General features: G+C 69.6%; 15 protein-coding genes and 5 pseudogenes. 5 read left to right on the top strand and 15 right to left on the bottom strand.

Annotation, left to right across the window (positions count from 1 at the left end):
- Positions 1–5: 5 nt before the first annotated feature.
- Positions 6–2,056 (bottom strand): annotated as a pseudogene (gene ligA, locus NVV57_09300) (NAD-dependent DNA ligase LigA).
- A 55-nt stretch (positions 2,057–2,111) separates the two neighbouring features.
- Between ligA and NVV57_09295 the strand changes: the two are divergent.
- Positions 2,112–3,002 carry a M15 family metallopeptidase gene (locus tag NVV57_09295; protein ID MCR6712864.1) on the top strand — a complete coding sequence of 297 codons (891 nt, stop codon included), beginning with the start codon at positions 2,112–2,114 and terminating at the stop codon, positions 3,000–3,002.
- A gap of 9 nt (positions 3,003–3,011) precedes the next feature.
- On the opposite strand, the gene NVV57_09290 is transcribed toward NVV57_09295, so the two are convergent.
- The 4 genes and pseudogenes from NVV57_09290 to NVV57_09275 form a co-directional block, all read right to left on the bottom strand.
- Positions 3,012–3,572 (bottom strand): dihydrofolate reductase family protein, encoded by a 561-nt coding sequence (locus tag NVV57_09290; GenBank protein MCR6712863.1) that lies wholly within the window; start codon positions 3,570–3,572, stop codon positions 3,012–3,014.
- A 97-nt stretch (positions 3,573–3,669) separates the two neighbouring features.
- Positions 3,670–4,158 (bottom strand): dihydrofolate reductase family protein, encoded by a 489-nt coding sequence (locus tag NVV57_09285; protein MCR6712862.1) that lies wholly within the window; start codon positions 4,156–4,158, stop codon positions 3,670–3,672.
- A 4-nt stretch (positions 4,159–4,162) separates the two neighbouring features.
- Positions 4,163–5,023, bottom strand: a complete 861-nt coding sequence (locus NVV57_09280) for an amidase family protein (protein MCR6712861.1) — start codon at positions 5,021–5,023, stop codon at positions 4,163–4,165.
- Between the two features lie 88 nt (positions 5,024–5,111).
- Positions 5,112–5,318 (bottom strand): annotated as a pseudogene (locus NVV57_09275) (amidase).
- A 499-nt stretch (positions 5,319–5,817) separates the two neighbouring features.
- Between NVV57_09275 and NVV57_09270 the strand changes: the two are divergent.
- Together NVV57_09270 and NVV57_09265 are read left to right on the top strand one after the other, a co-directional pair.
- Positions 5,818–6,255: a DUF1275 domain-containing protein gene (locus NVV57_09270; protein MCR6712860.1), complete on the top strand. Its 438-nt coding sequence runs from the start codon at positions 5,818–5,820 to the stop codon at positions 6,253–6,255.
- A complete protein-coding gene (locus NVV57_09265; GenBank protein ID MCR6712859.1) occupies positions 6,216–6,521 on the top strand; it encodes a DUF1275 family protein in 306 nt (101 codons plus the stop codon). Before NVV57_09270 ends, NVV57_09265 begins: the two co-directional genes overlap by 40 nt.
- A 1-nt stretch (position 6,522) precedes the next feature.
- Here the strand turns inward: NVV57_09265 and NVV57_09260 are convergent.
- From NVV57_09260 to NVV57_09250, 3 genes and pseudogenes are all read right to left on the bottom strand, one after another.
- Positions 6,523–7,814: pseudogene (locus NVV57_09260) on the bottom strand (amidohydrolase family protein).
- 169 nt (positions 7,815–7,983) lie between these two features.
- A complete protein-coding gene (locus tag NVV57_09255) occupies positions 7,984–9,054 on the bottom strand; it encodes an SDR family oxidoreductase (protein MCR6712858.1) in 1,071 nt (356 codons plus the stop codon).
- A gap of 14 nt (positions 9,055–9,068) precedes the next feature.
- Entirely contained in the window at positions 9,069–10,736 is a 1,668-nt protein-coding gene (locus NVV57_09250; protein MCR6712857.1) for an FAD-binding protein, read from the bottom strand.
- A 54-nt stretch (positions 10,737–10,790) separates the two neighbouring features.
- Between NVV57_09250 and NVV57_09245 the strand changes: the two genes are divergently transcribed.
- Positions 10,791–11,351, top strand: a complete 561-nt coding sequence (locus tag NVV57_09245; GenBank protein MCR6712856.1) for a TetR/AcrR family transcriptional regulator — start codon at positions 10,791–10,793, stop codon at positions 11,349–11,351.
- Positions 11,352–11,373: 22 nt separating this feature from the next.
- Here the strand turns inward: NVV57_09245 and mgrA are convergent.
- Positions 11,374–12,387: pseudogene (gene mgrA, locus NVV57_09240) on the bottom strand (L-glyceraldehyde 3-phosphate reductase).
- Between the two features lie 87 nt (positions 12,388–12,474).
- On the opposite strand from mgrA, the gene NVV57_09235 reads away from it, so the two are divergent.
- Positions 12,475–12,909: a hypothetical protein gene (locus NVV57_09235; GenBank protein ID MCR6712855.1), complete on the top strand. Its 435-nt coding sequence runs from the start codon at positions 12,475–12,477 to the stop codon at positions 12,907–12,909.
- On the opposite strand, the pseudogene mnmA reads toward NVV57_09235, so the two are convergent.
- From mnmA to NVV57_09205, 6 genes and pseudogenes are all read right to left on the bottom strand, one after another.
- Positions 12,906–13,981 (bottom strand): annotated as a pseudogene (mnmA, locus tag NVV57_09230) (tRNA 2-thiouridine(34) synthase MnmA). The gene NVV57_09235 and the pseudogene mnmA sit on opposite strands and share 4 nt — an antisense overlap.
- A gap of 39 nt (positions 13,982–14,020) precedes the next feature.
- On the bottom strand, positions 14,021–14,602 hold the full coding sequence (locus NVV57_09225; protein ID MCR6712854.1) for an NAD-dependent epimerase/dehydratase family protein: 582 nt from the start codon (positions 14,600–14,602) through the stop codon (positions 14,021–14,023).
- A gap of 112 nt (positions 14,603–14,714) precedes the next feature.
- A complete protein-coding gene (locus NVV57_09220; GenBank protein MCR6712853.1) occupies positions 14,715–15,824 on the bottom strand; it encodes a cysteine desulfurase in 1,110 nt (369 codons plus the stop codon).
- A 26-nt stretch (positions 15,825–15,850) separates the two neighbouring features.
- On the bottom strand, positions 15,851–18,955 hold the full coding sequence (locus NVV57_09215) for an ExeM/NucH family extracellular endonuclease (protein ID MCR6712852.1): 3,105 nt from the start codon (positions 18,953–18,955) through the stop codon (positions 15,851–15,853).
- A 188-nt stretch (positions 18,956–19,143) separates the two neighbouring features.
- A complete protein-coding gene (locus NVV57_09210) occupies positions 19,144–19,608 on the bottom strand; it encodes an HNH endonuclease (protein MCR6712851.1) in 465 nt (154 codons plus the stop codon).
- A gap of 6 nt (positions 19,609–19,614) precedes the next feature.
- Positions 19,615–20,508, bottom strand: coding sequence for a 13E12 repeat family protein (locus NVV57_09205; protein MCR6712850.1), 894 nt, complete (start codon positions 20,506–20,508; stop codon positions 19,615–19,617).
- Positions 20,509–20,619: the final 111 nt, after the last annotated feature.

The following is a 20,619-nucleotide window of genomic DNA, read 5'->3' as shown; positions in this document are numbered from 1 at the left end:
CGCGCCTAGGAGAGAGCCTCCGGACCTCCCTCGAGCAGGGTCACGAACTGCTCCTCCGTGAGCATCGGCACGCCCAGCTGCTCGGCCTTGGCTGCCTTGGACCCTGCGTTCTCCCCACGACCACAAAGTCGGTGTTCTTCGACACCGACGATGCCGACTTGCCGCCGCGGCTCACGATCGCCTCGGTGACGGAGTCCCTGGTAAAGCCCGCAAGGGAGCCAGTGGCGACGATCGTGAGCCCGGCGAGGGTTTGCGGAGTCGAGTCGTCGCGCTCGTCCTCCATCCGCACCCCTGCGGCGGCCCACGCGTCCACGATGTCCACGTGCCATGGCACCTCGAACCATGCCTGCACGGACTCGGCGATCACGGGACCCACTCCGTCAACAGAGGCGAGCTCGTCGATCGAGGCGGCCCGAACGTCGGCCATGGACCCGAACGCTGCGGCGAGCGCGCGCGAAGCGGTTGGCCCGACGTGGCGGATGCTGAGCGACACGATCACGCGCCACAGCGGCTGAGCCTTCACCGCGTCGAGGTTCGCGAGCAGCTTGTGGCCGTTGGCCGCGAGCGCGCCGTCCTTAGTGACGAACAGGGGCACCCGCAGCAGCTCCTCCTCGGAGAGCGAGAACAGCCCGCGCTCGTTCGCGAGCACCCCCGAGTCCACGAGCGCGGCTGCGGCCTTCTCCCCGAGCACCTCGACGTCCATCGCTCCTCTTGAACCGATGAACGCGATGCGGTCCACGATCTGGGCGGGGCAGAACTCACTGTTGGGGCAACGCAGGTCCTTGTCTCCCGCCTTCTGCTCCGCGAGCGTGGTGCCGCACGCGGGGCAGTCGGTCGGCATGACCCACTCGGTCTCCTTGCCGGTCCTCGCCGCGACCACCGGGCCCACGATCTCCGGGATGACATCCCCGGCCTTCCGCAGCACCACCGTGTCGCCGATGAGGACGCCCTTGCGCTTGACCTCATGCGCGTTGTGCAGGGTCGCGAAGGTCACCGTGGACCCGGCCACGGTCACGGGCGTCATGACGCCGTAGGGCGTGACGCGGCCCGTGCGGCCGACGTCGACGCGGATGTCCTCGAGGACGGTGTGGACCTCCTCGGGAGGGAACTTGTACGCGATGGCCCACCGGGGCGCGCGGCTCGTGGAGCCGAGCTGCGCCTGCACCGATCGGTCGTTGACCTTGAGCACCGCGCCGTCGATCTCGTGGACGAGCGAGTGCCGCTTGTCCTCGAGCTCCCGCAGGTACTTCTCCGCCTGCCCGACGCTGCCCACCACCTTTGCGAGGTCCGTCACCGGCAGCCCCCACGAGGAAAGCACCTCGTAGATGCCGTATTGGGTGGAGAGGCGCTCGTCTGCGGCCGCGTCCCCCCACTCGAGCGCGCCGAGCGCGTACGTGGTCACGGCCAGCGGCCTGCCGGCGGTGACAGTTGGGTCCTTCTGCCGCAGGGATCCCGCCGCCGTGTTGCGCGGGTTCGCGTACGGCGCCTTGCCCTCCTCGAGCAGCGCCTCGTTGAGCGCCTCGAACGCGGCGACGGGCAGGTAGACCTCACCACGAACCTCGACCAGTCGCGGGACGTGGTCACCGCTGAGCGCATGCGGGAGCCCGGCGATGGTCATGACGTTCGCCGTGACGTCCTCACCCACGGTGCCGTCGCCGCGGGTGACCCCGCGCACCAGCTCGCCATCCTCGAACGTGAGCGAGATCGACAGCCCGTCGATCTTGGGCTCGCACACGAAGTCCTGCTTCCCCGCATCGCGGGAGACGCGCGCGAGCCAGGCCTCGACGTCGGCGATCGAGAACGCGTTGTCGAGGCTCATCATGCGCTCGCGGTGCTTCACGGACGCGAAGCCGGAGGCTACCGCGCCGCCCACCGTCTGCGTGGGGCTGTCCGGCGTCGCCAGCTCGGGGTAATCGGCCTCGAGCGCGCGCAGCTCGCGCTCGAGCGCGTCGTACTCGGAGTCGGAAACGGTGGGCTGATCGAGTTCGTAATAGGCATGACGGTGCGCCTCGATCTCTTGAATGAGTTCTTGGTGGCGCGCGCGAGGGTCGGTCACCTCTCTATTCCACCACGGCCCCCTGACATGCCGCTGGGCCGGGTACCGTGTCCCAATGCGGACACTCATGCGGGCCCTCGGCGGTGCTGCCGTCGTGGGCCTCGCCCTGTCCGCCTGCACGCACTCGCCGGCGCCCGTGCCGACCGCTACGGTGACCGTCCAGGCCACGACCACGGCGACGGCCACGCCCGAACCCGTGGTGAGCATCTCTTCGGACCCGACCCTCGTCGCCAATCCCTTTGCGCGGCCGGAGTCTCTCGGCACCGAGGCGCTTCCCTTGCGCAAGAACGGGCTCGCGAAGCCGGGCGCCACTCCCCCGGAGCTCGTCAACAGGCAGCTCGAGCCCGGACCGAGCGCGCTCCCCGATCCCGAGGACGACGCATGGTTCGCGACGATCTCCCCGGTTCCGGACGATGTGCTCGCCCGCTCCAGCTGGCGCAAGGAATGCCCGGTGAAGAGCAGCGACCTCTCCTACGTGGTGATGCCCTTCTGGGGATTCGACAACAAGCCGCACACGGGCGAGATGCTCATCAGCGCGGCCTGGGCCAAGAAGGCCGTCGGCGTCTTCAAGTACATGTACGAGCACCGCTTCCCCATCGAGGAGATGCGGGTCACGACGAACGAAGAGGTGAACGGCGAGCACTTCGGCGACCAGAACGTCACCATCTCCTTCGAATGCCGCCGCACTACGGGCGGCTACACCACGTGGTCCGCGCACGCGAGCGGGCTCGCGATCGACATCAATCCGTTCCAAAACCCCTGGTATCGCGACAAGAACGTCTTCCCGGAACTCGCCACGGCGTACACCGATCGGTCATGGATCCGGCCGGGCATGATCGAGTCGCAGCGCCAAGTCATCACGGAGTTCAACAAAATCGGCTGGTCGTGGGGCGGCAACTGGGGCACGTTCGACGACTGGATGCACTTCTCGGCGAACAACCTGTGAGGCGCGGACCTACCTCGACACGTCCCACCGCAGATTGAGGATGCCGCTCGGGAACCGCACCTCATCGACGAGGGTCAACTCCAGCGGCAGCCCAAGCGGGAAAAGCGGCGTCCCGCCTCCGGTCGCGATGGGGACAACGTACGCGGAGATTCCGTCGACGACTCCCGCCTCAAGGCATGCGCGCGCGATCTGAGTGCCCTCCACGGTGATGTGCTTCTCGCTCGCGGCCTTGAGCGCGGCGATCTCGTCAACGTCGATCGCCGCACGCATGTGGGTGTTGGGCGTCGGCGCATCCTGGAGCGTTCGCGAATACACGTACTTCGTGGTCGCGTTCCACTGGTCCGAGAACGCATAGTCGAGTTCGCTGAGGCCCGGGACCGCACGGAGGTTCGCCCAACTTGTCATGGTCTCGTAGTAGCGGCGGCCATAGAGGTAGGTGCCAACCATGCGCATGCGCTGGGTGATGAAATCGAGCACCTCGTCGTCTGGATCGGCCCAGTCGAACGAGCCGTCCGGGCTGTTCACGAACCCGTCCGCGCTGACGAGCATCGAGTACACGAGCCTTCCCACGAGGGTGCCTCCTTCACCCCCCTCTTGGTGCCTGGTTGACCGTATCAAAGGACCCGGTAGCGCAGGTAGACCCACCCCGCGTCGACCCTCGCATGCCCTACGAGCTCGAGCCTCGCGCCCACATCGCGCGGCCACCATGGCGTCCCCCGCCAGTCACATGCGGCACCACATAGCGCGCCACCTCGTCTACCTCGCCCTCGCGCACAGCCACCGCCGCGAGACCGGGGCCGCCAATGCTCAACGGCCCGCCCGACGCTGCCTTGAGTTCGCGCAGACGGTCACCCGTGAGGGGGTTGCCTTGGCTTCTGTCGAACACGTGGGTCGGAAGGGACCGCCAGGCCTCGCCATAGGAGTACATGACCTCGGCCATGTCGCCGTAGTCCTGCCCGTCGCCGGGGCGGATGTCTTCCCAGACCCGCATGGTCTCCCACATCCGCGGGCCGTAGATCTGCCCGCTGAGGCCGCGCGTGAAGTGCTCGGCGTGGGCGTGGAGGGCGGGCGTTGGCGTGGCCCAGTCGAAGTTGCCGTCGGCGTCCGCGGTGTACCCGTCGGCCGACGTGATCATCAGGTAGACGAGCGAGCCCATCTGGTCAACCTACGCGGATGACTCCGATGTTGCGCGCCCACGTGATCGCGGTGCGGATGAGCGACATGTCGCTCCCACGCGGGCCTACGAGCGAGATGCCCACGGGCCCGGCCGGCACCCGCATGAGCGGAATCGACACCGCCGGCCGCCCGGTCAGCCCGGCGATGGTGGTCAGGCCGAGTGTGGCCTGCCGGGCGTGCTCGAGCTCCTCGTCGCTCGCGGACAGCGGCGGCGCCGCCGACGCGGCCGCGGGGATGAGCAGCAGCGAGTCGCCAAGCAGCTCGTCGAGGATCTCCGCGAGCCGGTCGCGCTGGATGATGGCCTGTGCCTCGTGGCTGCTCGTGACGCTCGACGCCTCGGAGAAGCGCGCGGCAATGTCGGGCGCGAGCGCGCCGGGGTGCGCGGAGACCCATGCGCTGTGCGCTCGCCACGCCTCGGCCTGCTGAGTGGTGCGGAACGCCTCGAACAGCTCGTTGAAGGGCGGGAAGGCGACGCGATCCGCGTTGGGTGCGAGCGCCGCGGTCGCCTCGCGGAACGCGGCCTGAACCTCGGGGTACGGGGTGACGGGAGCGTCGGGCACCACGACGCGCTGGCCGGGACGCGCGAAGGGAGCCCCGGCGAGCCCCACCGACGCTGCGGCAAGGAGGGTCTCGCCGTCGCGGGTGAGAAAGCCGACGGTGTCGTAGGAGGGCGCGAGAGGCACCACTCCCTGCATCGGGATCGCGCCATGCGTGGGTCGCAGTCCCCAAAGCCCCTGGTACGAGGCCGGAACACGGATCGAGCCCGCCGTGTCGGTGCCCAGCCCGATGCTCGCCTGGCCCAGCGCAACGGCCGTCGCAGGACCGCTCGACGATCCACCGGGGATCGAGCCGGGAACGGCAGGGTTCGGGGGGCGTTCCGTAGTCCGGGTTCAGCCCCGCGATCGAGTAGGCGAACTGGTCCGTCTGCGCGATGCCGACCACGTCGGCTCCCCCATCGAGCAGCGCGCGCACCGCGGGGGCGGTCACGAACTCGAGCGGCGCAGACGCGAGGGCGGCTCGCACGCCGGCCCCTCGGCGCACGCCCGCGACCGCGAACAGGTCCTTGACCGCGACGGTGAGACCGCGCAGCGGTCCCTCACCCGAACCGGCTACGAGAGGCGAGCCGACGAGGCGCCACACGCGCGAGTCGATCGCCGGACCGGGCGTCGACACGTGCGAGGTGGCGATGCGCCAGCGGCCGTCATCCCCTTGCCGCCACAGCTGCGAGACCGTAGCCCTGCCCCCGCGAGCGGACAGATGCGTGCTGACCACGTGGGAGACGCCCGGCCCCGCACGGTGGATTACCAGGTCGATCGCGGAACTCGCCCCCGCCTCGCCGAGCGTCGCGAGCTGAGCCGCAATGGCGTCGGGCCCCTGAACCAGGCCGGAGGTGTCCACGCGAAGCGTGGCCTGTCCGCGCTCAAGGAATCCCGCGAGCGCCTTCGTGTCTCCGGAGACGCGCGCGGACTCGTGAGACAGGACCGCCTCCACCAGCCCCGGCGGCGGCGCAGAGCCGTCATCGGTGGTGACGCGTGGCTCGGTCATCGCCGCCCTCTCGGTGCCCCCGTATTCTTGGCTCCGACATTACTGCTGCAAGGCGCACCTGCGCCGAAGGCGCGAGAAGACGGCGAGGTAATCGGTGGTCGAGACACTGCGCCGTCATCCCGCGAACACGCACCTGGGCCTCATGCTCGCGCTCACCTTCACCACCGGCATCGTCGACGCGGTCGGCTACCTTGGGCTCGACCGCGTCTTCACGGGAAACATGACGGGCAACGTGGTGATCCTCGGCATGGCTCTCGTTGGCGGCACGGGCCTGCCGGTGCTGGGCCCTGTCGTGGCCCTCGCGGCTTTCATGGTGGGTGCGGCGGTCGGGGGCCGCGTGCTGAGGTCCGACGCTCATGGCTGGACCTCGCGACACACCTGGCTCTTCGCGGGCGTGGGTTTGGTGCTCTTGGCGGCCGCGGCCGCAACATTCGGCACGGGGTGCCGGGGCGATCGCTGCAGTACGCGATCACGGCCGCGCTCGGCCTCGCGATGGGCTGTCAGGCGGCAACTGCCAGGCATATCGCCGTGAAGGACGTCACCACGGTGGTGGTGACGTCGACGCTCACGGGGCTCGCGTCGGACTCCGAGCTCGGCCGCGGCGAGGGCCAGCCGTGGCGGCGCCGCGCGGGGGCGATCGTGCTCATCGCGCTCGGCGCGTTCACCGGCGCCGCTCTGCTCAAGGCTGACATCGGGTGGGGGCTGCTTGCTGCGGGCGCGATCATCGTGAGCGTCGCGTGGCTCGGCCACGTCGCCCGACCGCTTCCTGGCGCGGCCGATCCCTACGACGAGGAGTAGCTCAGCCGATCGCAGCGTGCGTCACGCGGCCGCCGAGCAGCGTGAGCGCCACCGGCATGGTGCGCAGCAAGGCCGCATCGACCGTGAGCGGATCGAGCTCCACGGTAATCAGGTCCGCGACCGCGCCCACGGAGATCTCGCCGCGAGCCGACGCCGCGGTCGCGACCTCGCGGGAGAGCTCCTGCTCGGGGTGCCACGGCTCGCGCTCGTCGCCCGTGCGGGAGACGGCCGCGGCGATCGTGACCCACGGATCCAGGGTCGCCACCGGCGCATCGGAGCCGAGCAGGAGCCGGGCGCCCGCGTCGTGCAGGCTGCGGTACGGGAAGGCGCGCTCGGCGCGGTCGGGCCACACGGCGTCGGCGACGTCGCGGTCGTCGATCGCGTGCCGGGGCTGCACGGACGCCGCGATCCCCAGCTGAGCGAATCGCGGCAGGTCCAAAGCGGCGACGAGCTGAGCGTGCTCGATGGTGCCGCGCGCACCGGTCGCCGCGAACGCATCGAGGGCGCGCGTCACCGCGAGGTCGCCGATCGCGTGAGCGGCCACCTCGAGCCCCTTTGCTTGGCCGCGGTGAACAGCTCCGCGAGCTCGCCGGCCGTGTGCGCGGCATGCCCGACGCCCCGCTCGCCTCCCGCTGCGCCGTACGGCTCGTGCGTGAGCGCGGTTCGCGTGTTGAGCGCGCCGTCGGTGAAGACCTTGAGTCCGCCGACCGTCACGAGTCCCTCGGTGCCGGGGACGGCGGCTCCGCCGCGAAGTCCGCGCGCGTCCGAGTCCGCGAGGTGCTCGGGGTAGACGCACGCCTCGACGCGCAGCGAGGTGAGGCCCCGTTCAACCCGTGCGGCCCACGCGGGCACGTTGTCCGCGAACTCGAGGTCGCGGACCCCGACCACACCGCGAGCCGCGGCGACGGCCGCCGCGGCCGTGACGAGCCCTTCCGCATCGCCCATCGCCGCGTCGAGCGCGATCTCCGCGGCGAACGCATCCGACTCCCTGAGCACGCCTGCGTGCGGAGCCCCAAGCAGCCTGGCGGCCGCCTCGTTGAGCCACACGCAGTGGAGGTCGTGCGAGAGGGCGACCACGGGAACGGGCGCGACGAGCGCCTCGCCGGTGAGGGCGTCGGACCACAGCGCATCCTGGAAGCCGCGACCGATTACCGGACCGCCACCCGCCGAGCCGACGTGAGAGAGCAGGGTGGCGGCAGCGTCGGCCGCCGAACGGGCACCAGACAGGTCGATCCTGCCCACGTGCCGCGCCCACTGGGTGAAGTGCACGTGCGCGTCCCACAGCCCTGGCATGAGCCAGCGCCCCTCGAGGTTGAGCTCCTCGGCGCCCGGAGCGCGGGCAACCGAGGGCCCCAGCGCCGCGATCCGGCCGTCGACGATCGAGACATCGGTCTCGTGCTGCTCGCCGACGAGCCGGACGCGGCGCAGTACCAGGGAGGTCATGCCCTCAAGGCTAGTGCGCCTAGACCGCCGACCACCCGCCGTCGGAGGGCAGGATCACGCCGTTGACGTTGGTGCCGTCGTCGCTCAGGAGGAAGGTGATCGAGGCCGCGAGCTGCTCGGGATCCGCGATGGGAGGCAGCACGGCCATCGCGGCCATGATGCGCTCCGCGGCAACGGGATCCGAGAACGTGCCCTCGATGCCCGTGGCCACGGGCCCGGGCGCCACGGCGTTGACGCGCACGCCCTGCGGGCCGTAGATGAAGGCCGTGGACTTGGTCATGCCCACCACTGCGTGCTTGGACGCCGTGTAGGCGACGCCGGCCGCGGAGCCGCGCAGGCCGGCCTCGGACGCGATGTTCACGATCGAGCCCTTGTGCGCGGCGAGCATCTTCGGGAGCACGGCGCGCGTGAGGCGCATCATGCCCGTCACGTTGACCGCGATAACGCGATCCCAGACGTCGTCCGTGACGTCCGCGAGCCCGCCCATCTTGTCCATGATGCCCGCGATGTTCGCGAGCCCGTCGATGGTGTCACCGGCGGCCGCGACGATCTTCGCGACGTCGGCCTCGCTCGTGATGTCGCCGCGGACGGCGACCACGTCGTGCGTCTTGTGCTCGTCGGCGAACTCGTTGAGACCCGCCTCCACCACGTCCACCGCGATGACGCGGCCGCCCTCGCGAGCCACGCGGCTAGCGGTGGCCCTGCCGATGCCTGAACCGGCGCCCGTGATGATGACGGTCTTGCCCGTGAAGCGGCCGGCCGTGACGGCCTCCTGCCACTCGGGAAGTTCCGGGGCCTCTGGCACAGCGGGCGCCGCGGCGTCCGACGCTGTGGTGACCTCGGGCGCCGAGGTAACCCCAGCGTCGGGCACATACGCCTCCGCCTGGGCGACGAGGTCGTCGATGATCTCCTGCGTGAACTGGCCCTTGCTGAGCTTGATGAGCCGCTTCATGGCGAAGCGGCGCACGGGCTTCATGACGGCCTCGGATTGGCCGTTCTCCGCGAGCATCTTGCGCAGCACGGGGCCGCCCTGCGGGTGGTTGAACCAGTCGCCGATGCTGGTGTCGCCTGAGAGTCCTGTGGTTGACATCGCTGTCTCCTCCCTTACTTGCTGGTGGCCGCTGCAACGCCGACGCGCGTTGCCGCGTGGATGGCGCCGAGGTAGCCGAATACGGTGGCCGGGCCGATGGTGGAGCCTGCGCCCGGGTAGGTGCGGCCCATGACCGACGCGGTGGTGTTGCCCGCGGCATAGAGGCCCTCGATGACGTTGCCGTCGGTGTCGATGACGCGCGCGTGCTCGTCGGTGAGCAGTCCGCCCTTGGTGCCGAGGTCGCCGGGGACGATCTGGACGGCGTGGAACGGGCCCTTCTCGATGGGACCCAGGTTGGGGTTCGGCTTGACTCCGGGGTCGCCGTAGTAGTTGTCATAAGCGGTGCGGCCGCGGTCGAAGTCCTCGTCCACGCCGGTGGCGCAGAAGCCGTTGAAGCGCTCGACGGTCTGGGCAAGCACGCTCGGCTCCATGTCCAGCTTGATCGCGAGGGTCTCGAGCGTGGGCGCGGTCACGTAGATGCCCGCCGCCTTGAGCGGCTTGAGGCCCGTGAGAGCGGCGTTGAACAGGTACTTGCGGCGGTGCCGCGCGTCCATGATGAGCCAACTCGGGATCGCGGGGATCTCCTTGTTGCGCTCGAGGATCGCGTGGCCAACGTCGATGTAGCTGGCCGACTCGTTCACGAAACGGCGGCCCGACTGATCGACCATGATCGAGTACGGGTCCGAGCGCTCGTTGAGCACGAACAGCGCCTCGCCACTGGGAAGCGGGATGCTCGCGCCCCACCAGGCGTCGTCCATGAGGGCAACGTCAGCGCCCGCGTCGATGCCCGCCTGGATGCCGGTGCCGATGTCGCCGACCGGGGCGCTCGTGAAGCCCGACACGCCGTGGTACTTCTCGCGCCATTCGGTGTTGCGCGCAAACCCACCCGTGCCGAGCATGACCCCGGCCTTCGCGCGAATGGTGCGCGGGCCGTCGGGCGTGCTCACGGTGGCGCCGACGACGACGCCGTCCTCCTTGACCAGGCCGGTGATCGCCGTGTTGAGGCGAACGGGGATCTTGAGGTCGCGAACGATCTTCATGAGGCCGGACGCGTAGGCGCCGCCGAGGCCAACCAGCTTCTTGCCGGTGAGCGCGCCCTTCGCGGTGCGGCCAACGACCTTCGCGGCGCGGCCGAACCCTTGCAGCGTGGACCACGAGCGGGTCATGAGCCACACGTCGTCGGTCTTGAGCGGCATGGGCACGCCGCCCTCCTTGGCGCGCGAGACGTCGAACCACGCGCCGAGGCGCTTGGAGTCGAAGGGCTCGGTCTCGACCGCACGGCCGCCGTCCATGCCGCCGGGGCGGTCCGGGTAGTAATCGGGGTAGTCCGCGCTCAGGGCCCATTTCAGGCCGAGCGAGCGGAACAGGTTGAAGACCGTGGGGATGGTCTCGAGGTAGGCGCGACGGCGCTCAAGGCTGCTTGCGGGGCCCACGTCGCCGATGCAGACGTCCATGTATTCGAGGGCCTTCTCGATTGAGTCCTGCTTGCCCAGCTTGGCCATGTCCGGGTGGTTGGGGAACCACAGGCCGCCGCCGCTGATGGATGTGGTGCCGCCCCATTTGTCGGTGCTCTCCACGATGAGCACCGTGAGGCCCTGATTCTTTGCCGCGATCGCCGCGCTCATCGCGGCCGCTCCGGAGCCGCCGACCAGCAGGTCGACCTCCTCGTCAAACTCTGGCATGTCTGTTCCTCCCAGCTATACCGGACAACGTTGTCCGGTTGCTAGTCTACGCCTGTGACGAGTGCGGCGAAGACCAGCAAGTCCAACCGGGGACCGAGCGCGGGCCCGGGGAATCGGGCGGCACTCATCGCGGCCGCGCGCGCCGTGTTCGACGAGCAGGGCATGTCCGCTCCCCTGTCCGCGGTCGCGCGACGGGCCGGCGTTGGCCAGGGTTCGCTCTACCGCCACTTTCCCGATCGAATCTCGCTCGCGCTGGCCGTTTTCGAGGAGAACATGGCCCAGATCGCCGAGCTCGCGGCGTCGCCCGCCTCGACGCTGCGTGACATCTGCGACCTCGTGACCCACCAGACCGAGGGCACCGCCGCGTTCCTGTCCGTGGTGGGCGCCGAGCACGCCGACGACCGGATGGCCGTGTTCGAGTGGCAGCTTCGAACCGTACTCGAGACCAAGATGACGGCAGACGACGGGCTGCTGGGGCCGTCGGCCACGCTTGACGACCTCATGCTGGCCATCGGCATGGTGGCCGGCATCGTCATGCAGTCGCCGCGAGAGGCGCGGCCCCAAGTGGCGGCGGCGGCGGCCTGGGAGCTCGTGCAGCGGGGGCTGAGCGGCTAGACCTCGCCCTTGCGCGCGCCGCCCACAGGTCAACGCCGGCGTCCTCGGCGAGGGCGTCGATCGCGGCCAGCTCGTCCGCAGAGAACTCGAGGTTCGCGAGCGCGCCCACGCTGTCCTCGAGCTGCGCCATGGAGCTCGCCCCGGTCACGATCGAGGTCACGCGCGTATCGCGAAGCGTCCACGCGATCGCCATCTGCGCGAGCGACTGACCGCGCGCCGCCGCGATGTCGTTGAGCCCGTTGAGCCGCCTCACCACGTCCTCGGTGAGCCAGTCGCGGTCAAGAGACGAGCCCTCCGCGGCCCTCGAGTCCTCCGGGATGCCGCCCAGGTACTTGCCCGTCAGCATGCCCTGCGCGAGCGGCGTGAAGCCAATGACCCCAGCGCCCACCTCGTCTGCGGCGTCGAGCAGCCCCTCCGTCTCGATCCAACGATTGAGCATGTTGTAGCTGGGCTGGTGGATGAGCAGCGGGGTGCCGAGCTCGCGCAGCAGACCGGCCATGGCGCGGGTGCGGTCCGCGTCGTATGAGGAAATGCCCACGTAGAGCGCCTTGCCCGCACGCACCGCGGCGTCGAGCGCGCCCGCCGTCTCCTCGAGGGGTGTGGTCGCGTCAAAACGGTGCGAGTAGAAGATGTCCAAGTAGTCGAGGCCCATCCGCGCGAGCGACTGGTCCAGGCTCGCGAGCACGTACTTGCGCCCGCCGCCGCCCTGACCGTAGGGCCCGGGCCACATGTCCCAGCCGGCCTTCGTGGAGATGATGAGCTCGTCCCGGTACGGCGCGAGATCACTCGCCAGCACGCGCCCAAAGTTCTCCTCCGCCGAGCCGTATGGCGGCCCGTAGTTGTTCGCGAGGTCAAAGTGCGTGATCCCCAGGTCGAACGCGCGCGTGAGGATTGCCCGCTGGCCGTCGAGCGGCCTGTCGCCGCCGAAGTTGTGCCACAGGCCAAGGCTCAGCACGGGCAGGTCCAGCCCGGAACGGCCCGAGCGCCGGTAAAGCATGCGACCGTCGTAGCGGTTGGGATCGGCCTGGTAGGTCACGGTTTCTCTCCTTTGAGGGGCTGGGCTTCGGTTGTGCCAACGCCGTTTCCCTTGAGGCTATGCCCGACGCTGTGGCAGGGTCTACGCATGCGTCCAGTGGTGCTCGCAGTTGCTGGGGCGGCGCTCGCCGCGCTGCTGAACGGCTGCGGCCACGACTCGGGGGATCTTGACGCGCCGGATAGCCCCGTGGCTAGGTACGACTGGGACGGAGGATCCGCGATGGAGGCGCTCGCGCAGGGCACGCTCGTGCTCCACGACGGTTGTCTCGTGATGGGCGACGCGGATGGCGATGCGGTGCACGGCGTGCTCGTCTTTCCACGAAGCCTGACCTCGTGGGACAACGACAAACAGGTCCTCACCTACGCGGGTCACGAGTTCCGCATGGGCGACTCGTTCTCTGCCGGCGGCGGATCCCCTGGCAGGAACCTCGGCGACATTCCCGAGGCGTGCATGGATCAGTTTCCCGCCGCGGACGCCTACTTCCTCATCCAGGACGAAAGCATCGATCCTGCGCAGCCCTAGCGAGTGATGGTCGCCTGGCCCAGCACACGGTGCCCTGGTAGATCACCAGCGACTGCCCCGCAGCAACGCCGCGCATCGGCTCGTCGAGCGTCACCGTGACGCGGTCGCCGCTGACAACGGCCGACGCCGGGACGGCCTCGCCGTGCGCCCTCACCTGCACCTCGCAACGGGTGGGCTCGCTCGCCGGAACGTCGGGCGCGAGCCAGACAACAGCGTCGGCCGTGAGCTCACGCACGCTCAGCAAGGTCTCCGGCCCGACCGTGACGACGTTGCGCACGGTGTCGACGCCCGTCACGTAGCGGGGGGCGCCGTCGGCGGCCGGCCGCGGCAGGCGAAGGCCCTTGCGCTGGCCAACCGTGAAGGCGTAGGCGCCGGCGTGAGCGCCGACGACCTCGCCGTTCTCGTCAACGATCTCCCCCGGCTGTTCTCCAATGGCTCGCTCGAGGAAGCTCTTGGTGTCGCCGTCCGCGACAAAACAGATGTCGTAGGAGTCCGGCTTGTTGGAAACCCCGAGCAGCCGCGCGGCCGCCTCGTTGCGCACGGCCTGCTTGGACTCCGACTCGCCGAGCGGGAACATGGCGCGGGCCAGCTTCTCCGGGCCCATCACCGCGAGCACATACGACTGATCCTTGGCGAGGTCGCGAGCGCGGTGCAGCTCTCGCGTGCCGTCCTCGCGGATCACGATGCGCGCGTAGTGGCCGGTTGCCACGGCGTCGAACCCGAGGGCGTCCGCGCGCTCTAGCAGGGTGTCGAACTTGATGTGCTCGTTGCAGCGAACGCAGGGATTGGGGGTGCGTCCCGCCTGGTATTCGGCGACGAAGTCGGTGACGACGCGATCATGGAACTCGTCGCTGAGATCCCACACGTAGTACGGAATGCCGAGGCGGTCGGCGGCGCGGCGGGCGTCGTTCGAGTCCTCGATGGAGCAGCAGCCGCGGCTGCCGGTGCGGAACTCGTCGCGGTTGCGGGACAGCGCCATATGGACGCCGACCACGTCGTGACCGGCGTCCTTCGCGCGCGCGGCGGCGACGGCGGAGTCCACTCCACCGCTCAAAGCCGCCAGAACCTTCACGGCATCAAGGGTACGTGGGATCCGGCTACGGCCGGACGGTCAGGCGGGGTCGAGCACCTCGTAGATGCCGGGCTCCGCCGTGAGCAGCTCCACGGTCCGCGCGGCCGCGTGGCGGATGTGCACCCATTTGCCCTCGGGCGCAGGGCCGTCGTACCAGGTGCCCGGCCCGTAGAAGTAGCCGTACCGAATGGCGATTCCCGGATACTCGAGCGCCCCGCGTTCAAGGCTGAGCACCGCCCGGCCAGCGTCGCCCTCGAGGTCAAACGCCACCGACTGAGCCAGGTAGCGCACGGCCCCGGCCGCCCGTGCGGCTGCGACCACGGCGTCGTACCCCAGGGTGCGCACGCGAATCTGGTCCTCGGTCTTGAGCGCCAACTCAGCCGCAGACTGCGGGAGGTCCGTGACCTGGTTGATCACCGCGTCGGGCCGAAAACCGGCGAGCGCGGCGCCAAAGCCCTCATCGAAGATGTCGGCGACGATGGCCGTTGCCCCAGCCGCCTCGATCTCCGCGACCCGCTCCGGTCGCCGGGTGGTGCCGGCCACCTCGTGCCCCGCGGCTACCAGCAAGGGCACCAACTGGCGGCCAATGGCCCCGGACCCGCCCACCACGATTACGCGCATAGTTCTCCTCCGCTCGCACGTCCCAACACGAACCAGACGCGCAATCTTCCGCGCGACGCCGAAGTCGTGGGCTCGGTGCCGCAATGCGTGAGGAACCGGCTGCTCACGCGGGTCAGCCTAGGGCGAGCAGCGCACGCTTCAGCGCCTCGATGTCCTCAGGCACGGTGGTGCGGCCAAGGCTCACGCGCAGGGCCGACGCTGCATCGGCTTGGGAGCGTCCCATCGCCAGGAGCACGTGGCTGGCATCGACCACGCCCGCGGTGCAGGCGGAGCCGGACGAGACCTCGATCCCGGCAAGATCCAGCGCGGTGAGCATCGATTCCGCCGATCTGCCAGGCAGGACGATGTGCAGGATGTGCGGACTCGTCGCCACAGCTGAGCCCGTGACCTGCGCGCCCGGCACGTTGCCGGCCACCCAGGCGGCTAGGCCGTCGCGAAGCGCGCGCAGTCGCAGCGACTCGGCCTCCCGCTCCGCGACCGTCTCGGCGAGAGCGACGGCAAACGCCGCCGCCCCTGCCGCGTCCAAGGTCCCCGAGCGGAAGCGCTGCTGCCCTCCCCCATACGCGAGAGGCGCGAGCCGCGCATCGCGGCGCACCAGCAGCGCACCCACTCCCACCGGGCCGCCCAGTTTGTGCGCGCTGACCGCCATGGTCGTGACGCCGCTCGCCGCGAAGTCCACCGGCAGGTACGCGACGGCCTGCACCTCGTCAGTGTGGACGCGATAGCCCGCCCGGCTCGCTGCCTCGACGGCCTCCGCCAGCGGCTGCGCGACCCCCGTCTCGTTATTGACCAGGTGCAGGTTCACCAGCCCGGCCCCGTCACCAAGGGGCGGCAGGTCGCCGATCTCAACCACGCCGTCGGGCCTCACGGGGAGCCAGTGAACGCGAGCCACGCCCGCGGACTCGAGCCACTTCACGGGGTCGAGCGCGCTGTGGTGCTCGATGGGCGAACTGACGATGACCGCGGCGGCGGAACCCTGGATTGCCAGGTTGTTCGCCTCGGTGGCGCCCGAGGTGAACACCACCTCGGTTGGGTGCGCGCCGAGGCTCGCCGCTACCGACTCGCGCGCGTCCTCTACGATCGCGCGCGCCCGCCTGCCGGCCGCATGGAGGGACGACGGGTTGCCCACCTGACTGTTCGCGCTCGCCCATGCCTCGCGCGCGCTTGTGCGCAAGGGCGTGGTCGCGGCGTGGTCGAGGTAGTGGGTTGTGCGGGCGGTCACGGCCTCAGTCTAGGAAGCTGAGGCGCTCACTCCACCACGCACGGTTCTCCATTGAGCCGGAACTCGGTGGGCTCGCCGAGCGACGTTGGATAGGTGCCGAGCAGTCCAACGGTCGTGTCCTTGCCCGGCTTGATCGTGCCGGCGAATGGCAGGTTCTTGAGAGTCACGTCGGCGCCACGCTGGGAGACGATGCCGGGAAGCGCGACAAGGGCCTTCTCGCCATTTGCGTAGCTCCACTCGAGCTTCCACGAGGTGAGCTTCTGGTCGGTCAGGTTCGTCACGCGCACGGTCGCCACGAATGCGCCCGGCGTGGCCGGGTGCTTCTTGCTGGCGGCGGTTGGGCGCAGCAGGCTGTACGCGTCGTAGTCCACCGAGCAGACGGGGCTCGGCTCGCCCTGCAGCGCTACGCCGAGGAGCACGGGGTCGTGATCGGAGGTGCGATACATATCCGGTGCGTAGAGGTCGTCGATCTGCGCCGCCGACTTGAACTCCGTGTTGTAGTCCAGCGCCGGAACCTCGTCCGAGTTGATGTGGAACTCGGTGATGCCGCTGACCTGGGCCAGCAGGCTCGGCGAGACGAGCGCGTAGTCGAGGTAGCCCCATTGGCCGTCGAAGACGTACGAGTAGCCGCCCGCGCTGAGGTCGGTGAAACCGGCGCCCGCGAAGACGTCGATCGGGTCCTCCTTGGCGTAGGAGTTCATGTCTCCCATGAGCACCACGTCCTGGTCCCCGTTGCCGGCGTGGCCGGCGGCGATCCAGTCGACGATGGCGCTGGCGGCGCTCGCCCTGGCCGCGTTCCAGCATCCGGCGCCGTCACCGTGGTCCTCGTTGGCGGGATCCGTTCCCGCCGCGGGGCACGAGCCCTTGGACTTGAGGTGATTCATGACGAGCGTGAGGTCCTCTCCGGTCGCCGTCTCCGTGAAGCTCTGCGCGAGCGTCGGCCGGTTGAGGGTGTCGTCGAAGCGCGGGTCCACGCTCGAGTCGAGGATCGTGAAGGCGCCCGCGGGCGTCACCTTGTCGCTCCGGTAGATGGCTCCGACGCGAATCACGTCAGTTCCCTGTACCCCGGTGTCGATCGCGTGCCACACGTCGGTTCCCTGGAGGGCGTTGAGGCCCGCCGCGAGGTCCGCGGCCGCGTCCACGCCGGGCGTGTTCTCGAGTTCCATGAGGCCCACGACGTCGGCGTTGAGCGCGTCTAGTGCGCTCAGCAGCTTGGTGCGCTGACGCTCAAACTCCTGGGCGCTGTTGGCACCGCGGCACTCCTGCTCGTACCCAACGGGACCGCACACGTTGCCGGAGACGTCGAGCGTGAGGAAGTAGTTGAGCACGTTGAAGCTCGCCACCTTGAGGGTGCCACCAACGCTCTCGGGGGCCGACGGCCGGGGCGAGGCCGCGTCGAAGATCGGCACCGTGCCGCCCGGCACGAGCCCCGAGTCGCTGAGGTCGCCAACGGGCCGCACGCGATACGAGTTGGGGGATGCGCTCGCCCCACCCCACGTGTAGGTCATCACGCCGGTGAGCCCATCGGTGTAGTCACCTCCCCGGAGCGGGTTGGCGGCGCTGAGGGGGTTGCCGCCGCGGGCGAACAGGATGGTCGCCGCGTTCTGCGCCTGCGTCGCGTCATCGATCTTGATGCGGTTCAGGTCGTTGGCCGCCTGCACGGCGCTCGCCGCCGCTCCCGGCTCGGCGACGGCGGTGGGCTGGTCCAGACGACCGCCACCGGAGAGCACCACCTCGCCAAACCTCGCCAACTGGAAGTACTCGGTGACGTAGAGGCGTTGCGCAAAGTGCACGAGCATCCCCTCCGTTGCCTCGAGAGCCGTGGCCGAGGCCACCGGCAGCGCCACCTCCGCGGGCGTCACGGTGTTGCCCGAGGACAGAACCTGCACCGGCCCAGAGGCCGTGAGCTGCGTCTGTCCCTGGAACTCGCTCACCGCGCCACTGACGCGCACCTCATCGCCAAGGCTCACCGAATCGGCGTTCCCGTTGAACACGAACACGCCCTCGCTCGTCGCGGGATCGGCGTCCGCATCTGCGTCTTGAGACTGCACGTAGAACCCACGCAGCGCGGGGCTTGGGCCCTCGAAGTCCCCAACGACCACGCCCTCGATCGTCACCGTCTGGCCCGCGAGAGGCGAAGTCTCGCCCGAGCCTTGGACCGCGCTAATCGGCGTCACGGGCGCCACGCCCGCCACCGTGAACGAACTCGCGAAGTCCGCCGCGAGGTTGTCGGGCGGGTCAATCTCGTCCACGTCGCTCACGGCGCTCGCGGCGATCGTCACCGTGCAGGTGACACCAGCGGGCAGTGGCGCGTCGGGCGTCAGCGTGTAGGTCGTGGGGCCGCCGGCGAGCGTCGCCGCCACCGTGCTTCCGGCGCACGCGAGGCCAATGCCGCCCGACGCTACGGTCACCTCCTCGCTGAACGTCACCGTGATCTGGGCACCGGCGTCGACGCCGGTGGCGCCGTTCGCGGGAGACGTGGCGACGACGCTGGGGGCGGTGTCGCTCGGCTCACCTCCGCAGGTAGCAGTGTGGGCGCCCAGCCCGTCAAAGGTGTTGGTGGCGAGCCCCTCCCACTCGGCTGCGGGGTCGAAGGCGGTGGTGCCGTCGGCCCGCCCTGAGCACACGGTGGGCAGTCGGCGCAGGGTGTTGTCGGCCGTCGAGGTGAGGCCGGTCCCCCATTCCGTGCCGGGGTCCACGCCGATCTGGCCGATCACGTCAACGGTGCCGCTTGGCCCCACCAGCGCGATCGCATCGTCGCCGTTGAAGAAGCCCGAGCCGTTCGTCAGGTCCGCCTGGGCAAGGATCGCGGGGTCGGCGCTCGAGTGCGCGATGACGTAGACGTCCCCCGCGGCGAGGGTGCCGCTGAGCGGGATCGTGAGGCCTGCGGTGGCGCTGCCGTTGAAGTACTGGGCCACGCTGTAGCCACTGAGGCTCACGTCGGCGCCGGTGCCGTTGTAGATCTCGAGCGCCTTGTTGTTCGAGGAGCCCTCGATGTACTCGGAGAAGAACAGGCTCGAGGCCGCCGCCCGTGCGGGCGCGGCCACGGCGATGACGCCGCCGATTGCGGCCAGCAGTAGGGCGGACAGCCCTGCGAGGGCTCGTTGCGAGATGCTCCAGTGGGCGCGCATGGGAACTCCTTTGGTCCGTACGGCGATGAGGACATAGTCCAATTTGTCCTACTTCGACCATATGCGACTCGCGCCGAATGCGCTCGCCGAGCGGGTGAACCTCGGGTGACGATTCGCTTGCCGCCGGGCGAACTCTGCGCGCTGCTCCCCCACTGTGCGCCGCAACTGGCGCACGCCAGCGCCCCGCCTCAGACGGAGGCGGGTACGGGGCGGGGGCTAAAGGGTGGGCTGGCATCGTGGGGAGTGGCGACGGCAGGGATCCACTCCCGGGCGAGGTAGGCGCCCACGGGCGGCAGGAACCAGACGTGCCCGTCGACCACGGCGATCTCCCAGCCGTACTCGTGGAGGCGGTGGTGGCAGCCCACGCACAGCATCACTCCGTTGTCGATGTTCGACTCGCCTCCCATGGACCAGAAGACGATGTGGTGCACGTCGCACCAGTTCACCGGAACGCCGCACTTGGCGCATCCCTTGTCGCGCAGCGCGATCGCGAGGCGCTGCGCCGGGGTGAAACACCTGTTCGCGCGCCCCAGATCAAGTGCGAGCGACGCCCCACCCATCACCGCGGGCATGATCGCGATGTCCACCGCGAACAGCCGCAGGGCCTCGAGGCTGATGGGGCCGGACCACGACTGGCACGTCGCGGCTCCCACCCCAGCTTAAAGCGCGTCTTGGTCCACCTGCACCACCATCACGGTCTTGGTGCCGGATGCCTCGTCGGTGCACCCCATCGCATGGTTCGCGATCGCCGCGAACACGTCCGCACGAATCTGTCCCTCGGTTCGGCGCTGATCCTCAGGGAACTCCCGTTCGGCAATCATCTGCCGACGCACCTCCCCGTCGATGGCACTGACCAAAGGGATGCCCGTGGTGACGTCGAACCGGCCTCGCATCCCGATCATGCCGTCGTCATCGCGGAAGAACGCCACCCTGCGCTGCTTCTTCTGACGGCGATCGCGCGCCCGCAGCGCCTCATGATCTCGAGCAAGCTCCCGATCGCAGCGGCGCGCTAGCTCCTTCGGCTCCAACCGGATGCCCACCCGCACCAGTGACTGCTCCAACGCCACGGTGGGCTCGGTCAACGTCTCCAACAATCCCCGAATCATGGTGGCCTTCTCGCACGCGAGCACCCCAGCCGCGACCGCCCGCGACATGGTCTCGAACAGCACGTCGGAGTCGTCGTAGCTGCCACCCGCGCCACCAACCACCAGGACGTTCTCGCCCAACCCGGCATCAGCGTCGGCCATTGCCCGGCCGAGCGAAAGGAGCCGGCCGGCCTCGCCCGTGGACATCTGGCCCTTCTGCGCCACCAAGGTTGGCGCGCCCGCGAATCCTTGGGCGCGGGCATAGCGATCGCGCCCCACGTCGACGGTCGACAGCTCCTCAAGCCGGCGCGCCAACGTCGCCATCACGGCCTCAGTGGCCGTCCTCACGCGCGCGAGCGCGGACAGCCGATCGGAGGCCTGATCGCCGCTCAAGGAACCCGGATCCACGCCGTTGAGCGCGGCGACACTCGTCGCGTGCTCGATCAACGCGTCCGTGGAAATCTGCATGCGTCAAGTCAAGCATCGACCACTGACATAGCGGATATACCAGGGCAAATCTGTGGAAAAGGCCCGACGCTACCTCGCCTGGGGACGCGGGTTGCCTACGGCTCCTGCCGT

Origin of the sequence: Demequina sp., from assembly GCA_024707205.1 — a bacterium.
Classification (GTDB): Bacteria; Actinomycetota; Actinomycetes; order Actinomycetales; family Demequinaceae; genus Demequina.
Note: the sequence above shows the minus strand (reverse complement) of the source record. Positions and strands in the feature narration are given on the sequence as shown.

Coding starts and splice junctions, on each gene's coding strand:
- NVV57_09225 (MCR6712854.1), bottom strand. CDS start 14,602: ATGCGCGTAATCGTGGTGGGCGGGTCCGGGGCCATTGGCCGCCAGTTG.
- NVV57_09285 (MCR6712862.1), bottom strand. CDS start 4,158: ATGGGCTCGCTCGTCTACCTGATGATCACGTCGGCCGACGGGTACACC.
- NVV57_09215 (MCR6712852.1), bottom strand. CDS start 18,955: ATGCGCGCCCACTGGAGCATCTCGCAACGAGCCCTCGCAGGGCTGTCC.
- NVV57_09255 (MCR6712858.1), bottom strand. CDS start 9,054: ATGTCAACCACAGGACTCTCAGGCGACACCAGCATCGGCGACTGGTTC.
- NVV57_09235 (MCR6712855.1), top strand. CDS start 12,475: ATGCGTCCAGTGGTGCTCGCAGTTGCTGGGGCGGCGCTCGCCGCGCTG.
- NVV57_09295 (MCR6712864.1), top strand. CDS start 2,112: ATGCGGACACTCATGCGGGCCCTCGGCGGTGCTGCCGTCGTGGGCCTC.
- NVV57_09265 (MCR6712859.1), top strand. CDS start 6,216: ATGGGCTGTCAGGCGGCAACTGCCAGGCATATCGCCGTGAAGGACGTC.
- NVV57_09205 (MCR6712850.1), bottom strand. CDS start 20,508: ATGCAGATTTCCACGGACGCGTTGATCGAGCACGCGACGAGTGTCGCC.
- NVV57_09250 (MCR6712857.1), bottom strand. CDS start 10,736: ATGCCAGAGTTTGACGAGGAGGTCGACCTGCTGGTCGGCGGCTCCGGA.